The organism is Aliiglaciecola aliphaticivorans, assembly GCF_054782055.1.
On record NZ_BAAGTF010000094.1, the window covers coordinates 35993 to 53105 of the forward strand.

At 40.9% G+C, this 17113-nt stretch carries 13 protein-coding genes; 3 read left to right on the forward strand and 10 right to left on the reverse strand.

The features are described from left to right. Positions 1–11: 11 nt before the first annotated feature. The gene (locus ACYVIL_RS20955) at positions 12–2657 is read right to left on the reverse strand and encodes a TonB-dependent receptor plug domain-containing protein (RefSeq protein ID WP_460314743.1); all 2646 of its coding nucleotides are present in this window, start codon (positions 2655–2657) and stop codon (positions 12–14) included. 718 nt (positions 2658–3375) lie between these two features. On the opposite strand from ACYVIL_RS20955, the gene ACYVIL_RS20960 reads away from it, so the two are divergent. Then, a complete protein-coding gene (locus tag ACYVIL_RS20960) occupies positions 3376–4386 on the forward strand; it encodes a GDSL-type esterase/lipase family protein (RefSeq protein WP_460314745.1) in 1011 nt (336 codons plus the stop codon). A gap of 64 nt (positions 4387–4450) precedes the next feature. Here the strand turns inward: ACYVIL_RS20960 and gnd are convergent, their stop codons facing one another. Further along, on the reverse strand, positions 4451–5917 hold the full coding sequence (gene gnd / locus ACYVIL_RS20965) for a decarboxylating NADP(+)-dependent phosphogluconate dehydrogenase (RefSeq protein WP_460314747.1): 1467 nt from the start codon (positions 5915–5917) through the stop codon (positions 4451–4453). Between the two features lie 245 nt (positions 5918–6162). On the opposite strand from gnd, the gene ACYVIL_RS20970 reads away from it, so the two are divergent. Then, on the forward strand, positions 6163–7479 hold the full coding sequence (locus ACYVIL_RS20970; RefSeq protein WP_460314749.1) for a M20/M25/M40 family metallo-hydrolase: 1317 nt from the start codon (positions 6163–6165) through the stop codon (positions 7477–7479). Between the two features lie 110 nt (positions 7480–7589). Here ACYVIL_RS20970 and pncB read toward each other — a convergent pair whose 3' ends face one another. Both pncB and ACYVIL_RS20980 read right to left on the reverse strand, forming a co-directional pair. Then, on the reverse strand, positions 7590–8819 hold the full coding sequence (gene pncB / locus ACYVIL_RS20975; protein ID WP_460314751.1) for a nicotinate phosphoribosyltransferase: 1230 nt from the start codon (positions 8817–8819) through the stop codon (positions 7590–7592). Then, positions 8819–9472: an isochorismatase family protein gene (locus tag ACYVIL_RS20980; RefSeq protein ID WP_303474137.1), complete on the reverse strand. Its 654-nt coding sequence runs from the start codon at positions 9470–9472 to the stop codon at positions 8819–8821. The genes pncB and ACYVIL_RS20980 overlap by 1 nt, the downstream gene beginning before the upstream one ends. A 183-nt stretch (positions 9473–9655) precedes the next feature. On the opposite strand from ACYVIL_RS20980, the gene ACYVIL_RS20985 reads away from it, so the two are divergent. Continuing rightward, on the forward strand, positions 9656–10201 hold the full coding sequence (locus ACYVIL_RS20985; RefSeq protein ID WP_303474136.1) for a nicotinate-nicotinamide nucleotide adenylyltransferase: 546 nt from the start codon (positions 9656–9658) through the stop codon (positions 10199–10201). A 23-nt stretch (positions 10202–10224) separates the two neighbouring features. Here ACYVIL_RS20985 and ACYVIL_RS20990 read toward each other — a convergent pair whose 3' ends face one another. From ACYVIL_RS20990 to glgC, 6 genes are all read right to left on the reverse strand, one after another. Continuing rightward, entirely contained in the window at positions 10225–11769 is a 1545-nt protein-coding gene (locus tag ACYVIL_RS20990) for a carboxylesterase/lipase family protein (protein WP_460314755.1), read from the reverse strand. 292 nt (positions 11770–12061) lie between these two features. Beyond that, entirely contained in the window at positions 12062–12835 is a 774-nt protein-coding gene (moeB, locus tag ACYVIL_RS20995) for a molybdopterin-synthase adenylyltransferase MoeB (protein WP_460314757.1), read from the reverse strand. Then, the gene (locus ACYVIL_RS21000) at positions 12832–14076 is read right to left on the reverse strand and encodes an ABC transporter permease (protein ID WP_460314759.1); all 1245 of its coding nucleotides are present in this window, start codon (positions 14074–14076) and stop codon (positions 12832–12834) included. The genes moeB and ACYVIL_RS21000 overlap by 4 nt, the downstream gene beginning before the upstream one ends. Further along, the gene (locus tag ACYVIL_RS21005; protein ID WP_460314761.1) at positions 14073–14789 is read right to left on the reverse strand and encodes an ABC transporter ATP-binding protein; all 717 of its coding nucleotides are present in this window, start codon (positions 14787–14789) and stop codon (positions 14073–14075) included. The genes ACYVIL_RS21000 and ACYVIL_RS21005 overlap by 4 nt, the downstream gene beginning before the upstream one ends. A gap of 502 nt (positions 14790–15291) precedes the next feature. Then, positions 15292–15639: a rhodanese-like domain-containing protein gene (locus ACYVIL_RS21010; protein WP_303474131.1), complete on the reverse strand. Its 348-nt coding sequence runs from the start codon at positions 15637–15639 to the stop codon at positions 15292–15294. A gap of 66 nt (positions 15640–15705) precedes the next feature. Continuing rightward, positions 15706–17085 (reverse strand): glucose-1-phosphate adenylyltransferase, encoded by a 1380-nt coding sequence (gene glgC, locus ACYVIL_RS21015; RefSeq protein ID WP_460314763.1) that lies wholly within the window; start codon positions 17083–17085, stop codon positions 15706–15708. Positions 17086–17113 lie beyond the last annotated feature (28 nt).

Consider the following 17113-nt stretch of genomic DNA (forward strand, 5'->3'; position numbering starts at 1 on the left):
TTCAGTTTAAATTAGAAGTTGTAAGTAGCTTTTAAGTAATAAAAGCCGCCATTGAACCCCATTGGAGACGTCTCGTAATATACGCCACCCCAAGTGTTGTTTGCGATTCCTTGATCGGCTGGGATATTGATTTTTTCAGCATCCTGATCAAACAAGTTTTGCGCACCAGCAGAGAGTGTGATGGCATCGTTCACGAAATAACTCGCTTCGAAGTCAACGGTAACCGCTGAATCAGCCGTAATAGCTGTCGCATCATAATCCACATGCACACCTTGGTACTCACCGTAGTAATTCAAGCGCGTGAACATACTGAAGCTATCCCAACTTTGTGACCATGTCAGCGTAGCTCTGTGATTGGGTAAATCTTCTTCAATACGCTTAACTTTGAATTCACCGGTGATATCAGAAAATTTATCAACTTCGGTTTCATTCCAGTTATACGCTAAGGCAAACGTTGAACTCCCATCAAAAAGACTGGTAGTGTAATTTGCCACTACGTCAATCCCTTGTGTAGTTGTATCAAAGTCGTTAGTAAAGAAGCTAACCTGTGCCAAACCATCGACGTTTTGTACACCTGCATCTTTAAGGACTTCTTTATCTTCATCAGACAGATTGATTTTATCCGATTGACTAATACGGTCTTCAACTTGAATGTTGTAGTAATCAACTGTAACGAACACACTACCAACTTGATAAATCATACCAAAGGTATAGCTTTGAGACTCTTCTGGCTCTAGTTCAGTACCACCAAGTTGCACAGATATTGGATTAGTAGGCGGAAGCAACGCTGAATCAACTAATACACCACTGTCTAAGTTAGTTTGCACGTTACTTACGTTCGCTTGACCAACAGTAGGAGCACGGAAACCTGTGCTTACAGAACCACGGAATGAGAGATCATCTGTGGCATGAAACTGTGCTGAAATCTTGTAATTAGTCGTTGAACCAAAGGTATCATAATCTTCGTAACGTAAAGCGTAACCCATTAAGAAAGCTTCTGTGAAGGGAACTTCTGCATCAACATACAAGGCAGCACTGCGACGAGTTGAAACCCCTTGATCTGAAGGTTTAAATCCAGGGAAACCATTAGAGCCTACGCTAAACCCTTGAGAGAAAAGATCGCCAGCAACAAAAGATGCTTCGTCACCTGCAATCACTTCAAAAGATTCTTCACGCCATTCAAGACCACCGGCAAGGTTAATGTCATCATATAAGTCGGCATCAATCAATTTAACCAAATCGAAATTAAAGGTTTTCTCTAATTGAATGTATTTACCCGGTGAGAAATCGCGAGGAGTATCAGGACCAAGGGAAGCATTGACTGTATTGTAGATGAAAAACTGCGATTCATTACGACCAACAGCACCACTAATATCGTATAAAATTCCTTCAGCGAAACCTTCTTTAATTTCACCTTTGGTACCAATTGTTAAAGAAGTATCAGTTATATTACCACCAAAGTTTGGAGTAAAACCTCCAGGGAGCATTTGGTTGAAAGAGAAACAATTTGCCGCAGTTAATGAATCTAGTGCCGTTTGATCAGGAAGACCATTGTCACCGATTTCAACTACTGGACAATTTAATTGCTGCTCCAAACCATCTAAAGAACCAACAAGAACCGTTGCAGGTGCTGCATCCCAAGCAGCTTGACCGGTTGGATCATCATCACCAGGACGATAAGAAGGTGTGCCATCTAAGTTACGCACAATACCGCCATAAACACCCGGACGGGTTGTAGGGTTACGATAGTAGAAGCCACCTTTTACATCACGTTCGGAGTAGTTACCAAACATGTAGAATTCTTTATCATTACCTAAATCTAAACCAACGTTACCAAAGATAGTAATGTCATCGTTTATTTCAGGAGAGCCCCAAATTTGTGCGGGATCTTCAACCGTTAATCCAGCATCTGCAAACGCCGCTGCATCTGGACGTTGCACACTTCGACTGGTTGCATCTGCATTTTTATATTGAAAACTCAAGTTTGCAAAACCACTGTCAGTGAATGGCATACCTACGTTTCCAGAAATTTCTGTTGTCGTGCCATCGCCTTCATAATATTCACCGTGACGAACTTGCAATGAGCCGCCTTCAGCATCATCTTTTAAAACGAAGTTCATTACACCTGCGATAGCATCAGAACCATATTGAGCTGCCGCACCATCACGCAATACTTCAACCTGTTTCAAAGCAATACTTGGGATAACTGAAATATCAGGGCCTTGTGCACCATCATTAATGCCACCGCCTAAAAACGCGATAACGGATGAACGATGGCGGCGTTTACCATTTAATAATACCAGTGTGCTATCCGCTGATAGTCCACGTAAATTTGCGGGACGTACCAAGGTAGCGGCATCACTAATTGGGTTAGTGTGAACGTTAAGTGAAGGTACTGTACCTTTTAGTATTTCCAGCATATCGGTATTACCGGCTTTGGCTAACTCGTCAGAGCCAATAATATCGATTGGAACGGGAGAATCCCCTACGGACCGCGGCGCTGCACGGCTACCGACGACGGCTATTTTTTCAACGTTAGCGGTATCACTTTCGGCATCTTGTGCCATTGCCGGCATTGTAAACGCCAAAGACAAGGCAGCAGTAGCCGACAACCCTACTTTGATACTCATAGAGAGTTTGGATAGATTTTTATTCATGTGTGTTCCCATAATAGTTTTTAATTTTCCGTCTAGTGTTAACCACTTTTTGAGGTAAGCATGGTTGCCAGTTAAGCGCTTATCTTCGCACTGATACCGATTTCCCACGGTGAACAAGCACATTTAAATGTATAAGTTTTTTTGTGCTTGCTAACAGTATTATTTATAGCTGGCATATTCTGAATATTCAAATTATTTCACAATAAACCTTTTAAAAAATAATAAGTTAGTCTAAGAGACGAACCTCAGAACCACTTAACAAATGTTAAATATGCGTAAATAACATTCAATTAAACATCCTTATCCATTTGTTTTACATCAATTTTTAGACGATAGACAAACTGTAATTTAATCACAATTAGACTTTAGTTGAGGGCGATTAAGGGCTTTCCAATAAACAGAATTACATAGAAATGATTAGGAAATATAAGTGCCACTTTGGACGAAAATACGTGAAAAATAAAAAAGCCCCGCAAAAAGCGGGGCTAAAACATCCAGCAAAACTGGAAAATAGGGGAGAAGCGTTTCACTCGTTGCAGTAATTAGAAGCTTAGATAACCAAGAGTTATCTTATTGTCTATTGAAAGACAGTGAATCAATTAAAGCAACCCAATAAAACAAGTTCTAGGATAGTTTACCCTTTGCTATGTAATTCAACATACCATCTACCGTATAATTCCCACTATATATCGCATAACCAACTGAGTTTTGGTTAAAAATGAAAAAAGAAATCCACATTGCAGATCCGCGGTTCGCGGTAATGCGCAGAACTTTACGCTCAGATAGCACCCTAGTCTTCAGTTATCCAGGGGTTAGCGTAAACTTTAATGTGGCTGCCAAAAGTGTCCAACTGATTGCGCACTCGCTGTTAGGCAAAGGCAGAATTGATGTTGAAATTAATCATAAATTGGCAAAAATATTGGTGCTTTCCGCGACGCCAAAAACCTTTCAGTTATTTAATGCTAATCACATAAAAGATTGCACAATTAAACTTATCAATCGCGGGGAAAGTTGGCATGGGAATATTCAATTAAAAGCTCTCCACATAAATCAGGGTGAGCTGTTAGCGGCCCCTATTCTTCCCTCACGTAAATTAATTTTCATTGGTGACTCAATAACATCGGGGGCATTAATGGAAAGACCAGCGAGGGGCGAAAATGCGCGTAAAGGTCCCCATTTATCGAATGCTAACCAATCTTTTGGCATGCATATCGGTAGGATGCTAGATGCTCAAGTGCATCTAATTGGTTATGGCGGACGAGGGCTACTTCAAGGCTCACATACTTTAGCCGATAATCCACAGCTACCAGAGATTTTTCCTCTGACTATCCCATCTCATACTCACTCGTGGCCCATGAATAGCTATATACCTGATGGTATTTTCATTTGCTTAGGTACTAATGACTTTTACAGCGACATACCTGATATAGACTTGTTCAAGCAGCGCTATCAAGAATGGATTCAACATTTATTCGCCTTATATCCTAATGTCCAAATGATGATTTCAGAAGGACCCATGTTGTGTAATAGCGCCGAAAATAAAGTAAAGAAACGCATTTTAATCCAATGTCTTGAAACCATTGTAAAGCAACTCAATCACCCACACCTTCATTACTTGCCTTGCATAGACTGTGAAGGAGATGAATTTGATCCCCATCCTAGCCGTGCTCAACACCTTTCTATGGCCACACACTTATCGCCCATGTTTAAAGACGTTCTAAAATGGTGAATTTTGCTATTACACAGGCATAAAAAAAGCTGCATAAGCAGCTTTTTTTTAAGATAAGAATGAATTACACGTCATAGGTAGTTGAAGCCGTATCTCCGCCTCTGCCCGTCCAATTTGTGTGGAAGAATTCACCACGAGGTTTATCCTTGCGCTCATAGGTGTGAGCACCAAAATAGTCTCGCTGAGCTTGCAATAAATTAGCCGGTAAGTTTTCCGTACGATATCCATCGAAATAACTAAGGGCAGATGACAAACAAGGCACTGCAACACCTTGCATTGCTGCTGTTGCTACCACTTCCCGCCACCCTTGCTGGGCTTTAGCAACCACTTGGTTAAAGTAGTCATCTAACAATAAATTGTCTAAGTCAGGATTGTTGTCGTAAGCGGCTTTGATGTTATCTAAAAATACTGAACGTATAATACAACCTTCACGCCACATCATGGCGATGCTGCCATAGTCTAGATTCCATTTATATTCTTTAGCGGCTTCTTGTAAAACCGCAAACCCCTGGGCGTATGAAACGATTTTGGATGCCAGTAATGCTTGACGTAAGCTTTCAAGAAAGGCGACTTTATCACCAGTGAATTCAACTTTTGGTCCGCTTATGGTTTTAGCGGCTTGCACTCGTTGTTCTTTTATTGCCGATAGACAACGAGCAAAAACTGCCTCGCCAATTAAGGTTAAAGGCACGCCTAAATGCAACGCTGTGATGCCTGTCCACTTACCTGTACCTTTTTGTCCCGCAGTGTCTAAAATACTATTCACCAGGGCTTCACCGTTTTCTTTATAGCCCAAAATATCCGCGGTAATTTCAGTCAAATAACTCGATAATTCAGTTTCATTCCACTGTTTGAAAACAGTCTGCATTTCATCGGTACTCATGCCCAACAGATCTTGCATTAAAATGAAACCTTCACAAATGATTTGCATGTCACCGTATTCAATGCCGTTGTGAACCATTTTCACAAAGTGACCTGCTCCACCTTCTCCAACCCAATCACAACAGGGAATTGATAACTCACCATTTTCGTCTTTTACCTTAGCCGAAATAGCTTGGAATATCGGTTTTACATGGGGCCATGCTAGAGGGTTTCCACCGGGCATAATTGATGGCCCAAGGAGAGCGCCTTCTTCTCCACCTGATACCCCAGTTCCCACGTATAACAACCCTTTTTCGGTTAGCATAGCGGTGCGTCGATTAGAATCTTCAAACTGGCTGTTGCCGCCATCAATGATGATATCGCCTTGATCTAAATGCGGGATAAGTTGCTCGATAAAGTCATCTACTGGCTGTCCCGATTTAACCATAAGCATGATTTTTCGTGGTGAACTTAAAGATGCAACAAGTGACTCTATGGAATCGGCACCACGAATGGTTTTATCTTTTGCTCGGGTTCCTAGAAAATTTTCCACTTTACTATAGGAGCGGTTATAGGCTGTAACCGTAAACCCTTTACTAGCCATATTTAAGATCAGGTTTTCACCCATTACGGCTAAGCCAACTACGGCTATGTCAGAAAGTGCTTTCATAAATTTCCTCGTTGAATAAATGTTCAATCTACTGTGCTGTATGCGCAATGATAATTAAGACCGCGCTAGATTGATTAAGTATGATGACAAAAAGTGGGCGTAATTTACAGGAATATGGGTTGCATTTATAGCGCGATACTTAATCAATTGCGTAAAATCTTCAGTTTTAAGCATTTTTCATATAACTAGACTTTATAAGAAGCAAATTTTATGCTGTTGAATAAATCAAATACCTTGGGACGACTATGACATTTCAACGCGCTTTTCTGCTTTCTTTAATACTATTCTCATTCATAGCAAATGCAGCTAAAACTCCGCCACAAATAGAAGCTAAAATCGTAGAAACCATAAATCAACGTTTGCCACAAGCCCAAGCTTTGTTAATTGAATCGGTAAATATTAATAGTGGCACCATGAATTTTAGCGGTGTTAAAAAAGTTGGAATGTTATTCAAAGCGGAATTGGCGCAGCTTGGATTTGATGTGCAATGGCAAGATGGAGCGAGTTTTGGACGCGCCGGACATTTAGTCGCTCGCTACGGGACCAAAGGCCCTAAGATTTTGATGATAGGTCATCTTGATACTGTGTTTGCTAAATCAGACACTTTTCAAACTTATCAAAGTTTAGCTGATAACAAAGCCTCCGGGCCCGGTGTTACTGACATGAAAGGCGGAGACGTTATCATTATTGAGGTAATGCGTGCCTTGAAAACCTTAGGATTATTGGATGATGTCAGCATTCAGATTGTAATGACCGGAGATGAAGAGCGCAGTGGTAAACCATTATCCGCATCAAAAGCAGCCATAATAGAAGCAGCTAAATGGGCGGATATTGCCCTAGGTTTCGAAGATGGTGATGGCAGTATCAAAACCGCAGTAGTGGCACGCAGAGGCTCAGTAGACTGGCAATTAGAAGTCACTGGACGGCCAGCACATTCATCACAAATCTTTAGTGATAAAGTTGGCTATGGCGCAGTGTTTGAAGCTGCGCGGATCCTCGATACTTTTCGCCAGGCATTGGCCAATCTGGGAGATCTAACCTTTAATCCAGGAGTGATTTTAGGGGGAACTGAAGTAACCTTTAATGATGAAACGACTAAAGGTAGCGCATTTGGTAAAAACAACGTGGTTGCGCAAACTCTGTTAGTCAAAGGTGGAATACGCGCATTGACCCACGAGGAATTAATCACAGCCAAAACGACCATGCAAGACATTGTTAAACAGAATTTATTGCATACAAGTGCCACCCTAACGATAGGTGAAGGATATCCGCCTATGGCGCCAACCCCGCAAAACTACCAATTATTAGAATGGTATAGCAACATAAGTGATTCCCTAGGTTACGGCAAAGTGGAGGCGGTTAACCCACGCAATGCTGGGGCAGCGGACATATCTTTTGCCGCTGAGCACGTGAATATGGCCCTTGATGGTTTAGGTTTAATGGGAACCGGGGGGCATACAAAAAATGAGGTTGCTGACATGGACAGTTTTGCCAAAAACATGCATAAAGCAGCGCTATTGATTTATCGCATTAGCCAAGATTATCCAACTTATCAGCAGTAACCATTAATTAATCATCATCAATAGCTAAAGCCTGAATACCGTTGAAGTGACTTATTACCTTAGTCACCTTATGTCCTTCAGGCTTTCTTTACCCCTTTCAAATAACTTTTTTAGGCCCAAGTTACGTTATAGACATCTTTTAAATAGCGCACAAAATTCTCATCATCACACAAGTTTTTACCCGCAGTATCAGATATTTTTGCAACGGGTTTACCGTTTACTTTAACCAGCTTCATCACCATATTTAGCGGCTCTACCCCTTCGACGTCGTTGGATAAAAAGGTTCCAATACCAAAAGAAGTACGGATCCTGCCGCGAAAGTGTAAAAATAACTCTACCATTTTTTCAAAATTAAGAGCGTCACTAAAAATCACCGTTTTTGTTGTCGGATCTAACTTAAGGTCCCTATACATTTTTATGGCTTTTTCACCTAACTCAAACGGGCAACCAGAATCCTGGCGCAACCCCTCAAATAACTTAGCGAAATATAAATCAAAATCTCTAACAAAAGCATCCATACCAATGACATCGGTGAGGGCGTAACCCAATTGCCCACGAAACTCTTTAACCCAGCACTCTAATGTATGTTTCTGTGAGTGGGCCAATTGCACCCCCACTTGCTGGGACAACATAAAGATCTCGTGAGCCATAGTACCAATAGGGGTCACCCCTAACTCTTTGGCAATATGCATATTAGATGTTCCAAGGAAAAACTCCGGTAATTGCTTATTTAGCATATCCACCACAGTCAACTGAGTTTCGTAGCTAAACCTTCGGCGAGTACCAAAATCGGCTAAGGTTAGGCCGGTGAGATCATGCTTTTGATGCTGCGCTTTTAACCAATCGATTTTGTTAAATAGCGGTTTACGCACATCCTGATAAGACTTATCAGGGTAATTACGGCGGTTATACACTTCGGCTACAGTGGACAAGACTGGCATTTCAAAATTATGAATATGCATCAAAGGACCACGTGCACTGATGGCCAACTGATCATTAACCTCTGTTACGTACAAAAATCGACTTTGAAACGACCACATCCTTGCCCACTCAATAAAATCTTTAGTATACCAAGGTGTTTTTTCTAACCAACGAATTTGATCATCGGTGAACTTTAAGCCATCAAGTTTGTGTAACTCCTGCTGGATCTCTGCTTTGTAGGGCCTCAAATCCACATCACTGCGCATAAAAAAACGATATTCGGCTTCTTCAATATAGGGATATTGATGCATAAAACATTGCCACATATTCATTTTGTAGTAGTCGTTGTCTAAGGTAGAAAAGTTGAGGTTTTTTCTAAATATAGAATTGCGCTTAACTGAAGCCTTTGAAAAGTTCACTAACTTGCTCCCTCCTTCCCTAGCCATGTTTCTACTGCATGACTATTCTGCAAGATGGTAATCCCTTTCGCTTCCATTAATGCCAACTGTTGTTTTACCCCTTCTGGAGTAATGCCCCTGCACGCCCCTAAGTTTAAAACGACATTGAAACGCTTGGAATCTTGCAATTGGATTGCCGTGGTCGCAACACAATAATCAGTAGCTAAACCGCCAACAATTACCGTATCAACATTGTTAAACACCAAATATTCAATGATACCCGTAGATAACTTTTCCGCCAGATCGTGGTAACAGGCACCATATGGGTGAAGATCAGGCGCAACCCCTTTCCACACAAAAAAATCATATTCAGTAGCACTTGGAAGTCCATCTAGTAACTCAAACCCTTTGGTGCCAGGACGACAATGCATTTTAAATGTACAGTCAGTATTCGCGTAGTCTAGGCTTTGAAACTGATCTTCATCACGTTCAACTCGAAACAACGCCTGTTCACAATGGGCATCACTTGAACCTATTATGAAATCAGCCAATGCATTTTGGGCAAGAAGCTCAGGCACAATTTGGTCCCCCTCCTCCACTGGCAGTTCATCAGGACAAATAGGTGTAAATCCTTTTTGTGGATCCACGTTAATCGATGCGATTTTTGATTTCATTAACACCTTTCCCTGAATTTTAATACCACGTTTACGCAGTATACATTTTGACAACAATTTATTTTTATGTTTCTAATTTTTCGCGGTTTTGACTACACTTTTGGTCAAAGTTATGGCTCAATAGTCGGTGTTTTTACTGACTCTAATTTGCAACTACACTTATTTTTATTGGAACCTGAAAATATGAAAATAGCGATTTTTGGTGCTGCATTTAACCCCCCCACTTTAGGGCATCAAGACGCAATAGAATACATTTCCGCTCAACATCCAAGTTTTGACAGCATATTGCTTATCCCTTCATATGCCCATGCATTTTCTAAAAAAATGCTGTCTTACGAACACAGAGTATCAATGTTGCATTTATTTGCACAGCAACTAAACGATCCCAAGGTTGAAGTATTCCCTGTTGAAGAACAACTAAGCGATGGCACTAACCCTATTTATACCTTTGATTTACTAACCTATTTACAAGCTGAATACTTCCCTGATGCCAAGCTGACATTCGTTATGGGTCCTGATAATAAAGTCAACTGGCATAAATTTTATAAATCTCAGGAAGTAACTGATAATTGGGAAATTTTAGTCGTTCCCGAACGCGTAGCCATACGCTCTACAGAAGTTCGAAATAATTTAATTAATCATCAAAATATCGACAATCAAGTGCCCAAAGAAGTGGCGCAGTACATTAATCAGCACGATTTATATGTAAATTCGCCGCCTCATTCATAATTAACTGTGAACAAATTGTTAACTCAGTTACCAGTTTTTATCTCATCGCGACGCTGATGAAATAGACTTTCGAGAATGGCTAGTTTGTCAGCACGGACTTCAGGCCTGACGTTTATTTTGTCAGCAATCTCTAGCCACCCTTGGTTGTTTTCATTCAAGTTTGGCCATTTGGGTAAGTTAGGACCATTGGGATTTTGCTGTTTAATAAAGTTATACCAATATTGACGCATTTGATTTAATACCGGCACATTATCAGCTTGAAACAACTTATAGGTCTCTGAGGCATGCTTAGCGCCATTGAAAAACGCTTGTTTGTCACTTACATAATTATAAAAGTATCGATATCCAGCCTGGCCAATATTGTCCATGCTTTGGGAGGTCAACTTAGCGGCTAATAGATAGCGTAAATCACCAAATAAATGTTGATAAGGTACCGCAGAGGTGGAAACTTCATCGAGTTTATATAGTTGTTTTATCCGTTCTTTATGTTTCCCCATTAGGGAAAATAGAGCTGTTGGTTCGACCCCAGAATAAGGGTAAACACTGCCTTCGTAACTATTTCCACCGCTAATATAGGGTACTGAATGTTGTCTGCCTTGCACAAACATAATGGCAGGCTCTTCAGGTAAGGTTTTGCCATCAACAATAGGAATGTGAAATCCATCAATGGCTGCCACAAGCGACGCCGCTGAGACCTCAAACAATAATTCATTCAGGTTTTCAGAAACAATCTCCTCCCCTTCTATATTTAGCGCTCTGCGAGCAATCTGATCAGATAACTCTTCAGCACTGGGACTGGACTTTAATTCTGCGGCATCCTTTGTTCTTGGTAAAGGCCAGGCTCCATAACCGCTTTGTGAGATCGCCCCTTGAAACAATCCTTGGCTTTGTGGATTAACCATTAGCATTTGAACTGCCATACCGCCAGCAGATCCACCGGCAATGGTGATACGATTTGGATCACCACCAAAGGCACTTATATTCGCTTTTAACCATTTCAGTGCGGCAACCATGTCCATCACACTGAAATTCGCTCCTTTCGGCAACGTCATATCGCTAGGTGCAAAAATTCCTAATGCCCCCAAACGATAGTTAAATGAGACTAAAATAATCTCATTATCATTCCAATTTTTATGTCCTTGGGCTGTCATGTTGCCAGATCCAAAAACGAATCCGCCGCCATGAATCCAGACCAAAACGGGCAAACTTTGCGCTTCTATGTCGATTGAGTCTGGACTAAATATATTTAAGGTTAAACAGTTTTCACTTTGCGTTAATTTTTGACTTTTTTGAGGGCAAACTGGACCATATTGTTCTGCGGAAAATTCACCCACAAACTTAGCTGGAGGTAAAGGTGGCTGCCAACGATGGTCAGCAATAGGAGGCTCAGCGTATGGGATCCCTTTAAATATAATACTGTTGCCCTGATGTACTCCTTTTACCGTGCCCTGAGACAATTGCCTTACCAACTGCCCGTCAAAAGACTGCCCTTGAAAAGACACTGCTAACAGCCCTAAGACCACAATAGAATTCAACACACGCATGCTGGTTTTAGATAGAATTTTCAAAGTGACTCCCACATCCAATCCAATATTTAAAGCATTAAAATTTTTATAACGTAAAAGCGTTCTTGATAAAATACGTCCAGTGGACACCAAGACTGCTTACCATTATTCATATGCTGGGTATGGATTTATACGCATAAAATAACTCGCCTAATTGGCAATTTAGGTGACTTGGCAGATATTTCTAACCCGCACAGAGGTTTTTACGTTTTTTATCCAGTGTAGTATTTTTTGGCATGTCACACCATACAGACGGTTGTGCTCAATCGATTTAATGTTAACTAAACAACGTTGTTTAAGTAGGAACAGAACAAACTGGGCAATCTCCATGCTTTTTTACCGCGAATGTTTGCCATTGCATGGTCATTGCATCAAATAACATTAATTTATTACTTAACGAATGGCCAAAATCAACCAGTATTTTAATCCCTTCTAACGCTTGCATTGCGCCAATGATCCCCACCACAGGAGAAAGCACGCCAGCATCCACGCAGCTCAATTGCGGCTCCCCAAAGAATCGACTTAAACAGCCATAACAGGCATCATTGTTTTGCGGTTGCATGCTAAATATTTGCCCTTCCATGCGAATCGCCGCCCCAGACACCAACGGAATATTTGCTTGCAAACAAGCTCGATTCAATTGATTTCGGGTGGCTAAATTATCGCTACAATCCAATACAATATGATGCTTGGCTAAGACCATTTCTAAGGTTTTGTCATCTAAACGTTGCTGGATGGTATTGATTGTTGTTTGACTATTGATGGACGTTAATTTCTCTTTTGCAGATTCGCATTTACGCTTTCCAATATCAGACTCATGATGCAAAACCTGTCGTTGTAGATTTGAATGCTCCACCACATCATCATCGACCAAGGTTATTCCAGCTACCCCACTGGCCACCAAATATTGAGCGGCTGCACAACCCAAGCCGCCAACACCGATTAACAAGATGTTTTTAGTCAGTAAACGCTCTTGCTTATCTAGGTCAAACCCAGGCAACATAATCTGCCGACTGTAACGCATGGCTTGTTGATGAGTAAGCGGTTTGGGGTTATCAAGCTGGCTCATTTACTAATCAATCCTTGTTGAATCGATTGACGATAGGCACTTATGGCTGGAATACATGCGATTAAAAAGGTAGCACCACTGACAAGGCCAATAATCGCCAATGAACGTAATCCTAAAATGCTATTTTCAATAAATAAACCGTATTCAGCACTTAACCATTTAGCACCAAATTGAAAACCTAACCAAACCAATATCAACGCAATGACACTAGCAAATAGGCTAAGCAGCATTGCTTCCATCTGAATCAACAAAAAAATCACTCTTGAATGGGCACCTATGGCACGAAGAATTGCCATTTCATGTCGTCGCTCTCTAACCGTGGTGAGTAACATCGTCCCTAAGCCAAGTAATGAAGAAAACAAAATAAGTGCCGAGATAAATAACAACATGCTCTCAACATTGCCAACCAATTGCCACAATTCAGAAAATGCCACTCCAGGTATAATGGCTAACATAGGCTCTTTTTTGTATTGATTTATCCCGCGCTGTAATTGAAACAATTGCATTTTCGAGTTCAATCCAATAAACATGGCTGTCACACCATCGATGTCTATATCGACTTGCTCACCAGCTTCTATCTGGTGAAGAATTTCGTCAATTTCAGACTCACTTTTATGAGCAGCTTCCAAGCCAGCTAAACTAACATGAATGGTTTGATCTACTGGCGTGCCTGTGGGTTCTAAAATCCCTTTTACAACAAAGGGAGAATGGGAATGTTTAGTAAAGCTAACCTCAGCTAAGCCATGGGACATCTCAATTTCATCCCCTAATTGATAATTGAGCTTTTTGGCAACGGCGGCACCTATTACTGCATCAAAAGTTGATAATAATTGTGTCCCTTGTGCCAGAACTAAAGGTTGTTTACTGCCGTATTGAAAGTGTTGAAAGTAATTATTGTTGGTACCCAAAACCCGAAAACCGCGATGGGAGTCTCCCAATGCAATAGGTATTATCCACTTAACACTGGGTAGTTTTGCCAACGCTTGGTAACTATCCCAAGACACATTATTCGTTGGGTTACCTATTCGAAATACCGAGTACAGCAGCAAATTGGATTGCCCTGTTGGCGCACCAACTATAAGATCGACACCAGAAATAGTTCGACCAAAACTGTCTTTAGCTTGAATTCTGAGATGCTCGACACTGAGCAGCAGGGAAACACTCACTATTATGGATAACATGGTGAGTAGTACCGCCGTTAGACGATGATTCAGGCTCTTTAAAGCAATACTGAGTATCATTCACTTATCTCCCCTGCTTGGTTGATATCAGCAAGTTTAATATGCTGTTCAAAATAGTCTGCCAAGCTTAAATCGTGGCTCACAAACAATAAGGTAAACTGATAGCGTTTAGCGCTATCCATCAGTAGTTGCATGAAACTGTCTCGCGCAGAAGAATCAAGGGCAGAAGTCGGTTCATCGACAATTAGTAGCTCAGGTTGATTAATCAGCGCACGTGCAATTGCCACCCGTTGCTGCTGACCAACGCTAAGTTGGCTTGCCGGTGCCTGAAGCAATGTAGATGGCAGGTTCAGTTGCTGACAAATATTGATAATCGTCTCAGTTGTAGCGATTTTGAGTCCCTTACCAAAATATGCGGCTAATTCAATATTCTGTTTCACACTAAGATAAGGGATCAAATTAAACTGTTGGAAAACCACACCAATATGTTCTGCTCGGAATCGATCTCGCTTACTCTCAGAAAGTGCTGAAAAAGCTTGCCCCAATATTGATATACTGCCACTAGATGGCTGCAAAGTACCACAAATCAGGTTTAGCAAGGTACTCTTACCTGAGCCAGATTGACCAGAAATAAAAACAGTTTGGTTTTCTTCTACTTGCCACTTTTTAATGTCAATTGTGAGACCTTGCGCCTCCCCTAAATTCGAAGGGCGTGGACTAGGATAACCAAAAGTCACATTGTCAAATTCGATAGACCATCGCTGAGTTGTCATAAAACCTGTTTCTATGCTGTTGTTTGCATTCACTTTATCTTGTCACTGCTTCAGAAACAAACGCTTATGGTTGAATCTATCTTAGTTCACGATGAATGTAGTTTACCTTAGTTCACTCTATCCCTTAGGAAACTCAGGGATTCAAACTGGGCTTCTAGTTAAACATTCAATTTCTCACAGGTTTAGCACGACACATCAAAGTAAGATTAATCATTAAACGGAGGGATTTAAACTCGCAAAATCGCCAAATACACTTACTTAATGAAATAAATAAGTGTTTTTGTGACAAACAATGGGTCTATATATTGAAAGCAAAAGATAAACACATGACCTTGAACATCGCTGAAATATTTGAATCAGAAGCCAAAACCATGACGGAGTGATTTCCTTATCGCTAGGGGGCATTTCAAGTAGCCCCCTGTTGCTGTGTTATTAAGCTAACCTTTGGTTTAGTGTGACAGATAACTCTGCTCTGACTTCTTACTTAACATCACGTATTCAGTTAGCAACACGCTTTTTTAATATCATCCATGGAGCAGGTGATCACACTGACGTTTTGATAACCCACTCTTGCCAATTGTTCCGCTCCAAGTGCGGCGCGCAATGAAGACGCACAATGCAAGTAAATAGGACGATTAGGATCTTTCTCCATCTCTAGCATTTTGACTTCCAACAGTCCTCTTGGGACATTCACAGCGCCACTTGCAGAACCAGCTTCAAATTCTGCCGGCTCTCGCACATCGATAATGATTCCATTATTCTGTTCTCGCTCAGCATTCGCTTCTTTGGCAGTTATAGTTCGGACATTTTGTCTCGCTTCTTGTAGTAGATCAGGAATCGTTTTTAGCATGGTGCCTCCTATTGTTATTTTCTGTCTTTGGTTACAAAAACCATGAATACGATGTTTATTTGATATTTATAAAATTGGCCGTTGACTAATTTCATTTTCAAGTTCAACTATATGTGGCCCAAGGTTTACGGTTTCATCAATTTCAGTTCGTTTTTGAGCACTAGATTGGTTATGTTCATACTGCTGAATGGAAACTAAATTATCTATCATAGCCTGAGTGACTAGCCTAATCCTTTTTGGACTAATTCGAAAGCCTCGTTTTTTATCCTCTTGCATATTGATGCCAATTTTAAGACCATCTGGAATATGACAATTTTGATCAATAATACATCGAGTTACCCGAACATTTTTGCCAATAGTGACATTGGGTAAAATCACCGAATCAACTAAGTTTGCTCCCTCTTCAACCCTCACATTAGTGCATAATAAAGAACCACTGATAGAGCAGAATTGTAAAAATGTACCGTTTGCCAAGAGTGAATCTTTTATCCGTGCACTTCGCCCTAATTCGTCACTAACAATTTGAGTGGGTGCATGGCAGCTGGGGTTACTCCAAATCGGCCAGTGGACATCATTTACTTTTGCCGCAGGATGAGGCCCTAACAACGCCATATTTGCCTGCCAATAGGCATCAATAGTACCGACATCTTTCCAATAAACTTCTTTTTCATCACTTTGTGTATGAAAACGATAGGCGTGTATATGGGATTGTTGAATGATTTTGGGAATAATATCTTTGCCGAAATCATGCTGTGAACCAACATCATTGGCATCTTTTTCCAATTGCTGGGTGAGAAAGTCCATGGAAAATACATAATTCCCCATTGAGGCTAAAACATTTCCAGGGGAGTCTTGCAAACATTGGGGATCCTGGGGTTTTTCTTCGAATGAGATGATCCTGTCGCAACTATCAACATTCATCACACCAAATTTACCTGCAGCTTCAATTTTAGGCATCTCAATACATGACACTGTCATATCTGCTTTTGAACGTACGTGATCGGCTAATAATGTTCGATAATCCATTTTATATATATGATCACCGGATAAAACCAAAATGAATTTTGCGTTACTAGACTTCAAAAATGCTAAGTTTTGGTAAAGTGCATTGGCAGTTCCACTATACCAGTCGGTATTAAGTTGCTGAGACGCTGGCATAATTTCCAGAAAAGTATTAAACCCTCTTTGGTAATTCGTCCACCCGTTGACCAAATGTCGTATCAGGCTTTGGGCTTTATATTGAGTCACAACAGCAATTCTTTTAAGTCCTGAGTTGGCGCAATTTGACAGCGGGAAATCAATAATTCGATGGGTACAACCAAACTCCAAAGCAGGTTTAGCTCTGGACTCAGTTAACTCATGCAACCTGCTCCCCTGACCTCCCGCGAGCAGCACAACATAGGTATCATCAAGAATTTCATTAATATTTATTTGCTGCGTAGACATGGATCACCTCACACTGAAATCTAATAGG

Coding starts and splice junctions, on each gene's coding strand:
- glgC (WP_460314763.1), bottom strand. CDS start 17,085: ATGTCTACGCAGCAAATAAATATTAATGAAATTCTTGATGATACCTAT.
- ACYVIL_RS21010 (WP_303474131.1), bottom strand. CDS start 15,639: ATGCTAAAAACGATTCCTGATCTACTACAAGAAGCGAGACAAAATGTC.
- ACYVIL_RS20970 (WP_460314749.1), top strand. CDS start 6,163: ATGACATTTCAACGCGCTTTTCTGCTTTCTTTAATACTATTCTCATTC.
- gnd (WP_460314747.1), bottom strand. CDS start 5,917: ATGAAAGCACTTTCTGACATAGCCGTAGTTGGCTTAGCCGTAATGGGT.
- ACYVIL_RS20985 (WP_303474136.1), top strand. CDS start 9,656: ATGAAAATAGCGATTTTTGGTGCTGCATTTAACCCCCCCACTTTAGGG.
- ACYVIL_RS20980 (WP_303474137.1), bottom strand. CDS start 9,472: ATGAAATCAAAAATCGCATCGATTAACGTGGATCCACAAAAAGGATTT.
- ACYVIL_RS21005 (WP_460314761.1), bottom strand. CDS start 14,789: ATGACAACTCAGCGATGGTCTATCGAATTTGACAATGTGACTTTTGGT.
- moeB (WP_460314757.1), bottom strand. CDS start 12,835: ATGAGCCAGCTTGATAACCCCAAACCGCTTACTCATCAACAAGCCATG.
- ACYVIL_RS20955 (WP_460314743.1), bottom strand. CDS start 2,657: ATGAATAAAAATCTATCCAAACTCTCTATGAGTATCAAAGTAGGGTTG.
- ACYVIL_RS20960 (WP_460314745.1), top strand. CDS start 3,376: ATGAAAAAAGAAATCCACATTGCAGATCCGCGGTTCGCGGTAATGCGC.
- ACYVIL_RS21000 (WP_460314759.1), bottom strand. CDS start 14,076: ATGATACTCAGTATTGCTTTAAAGAGCCTGAATCATCGTCTAACGGCG.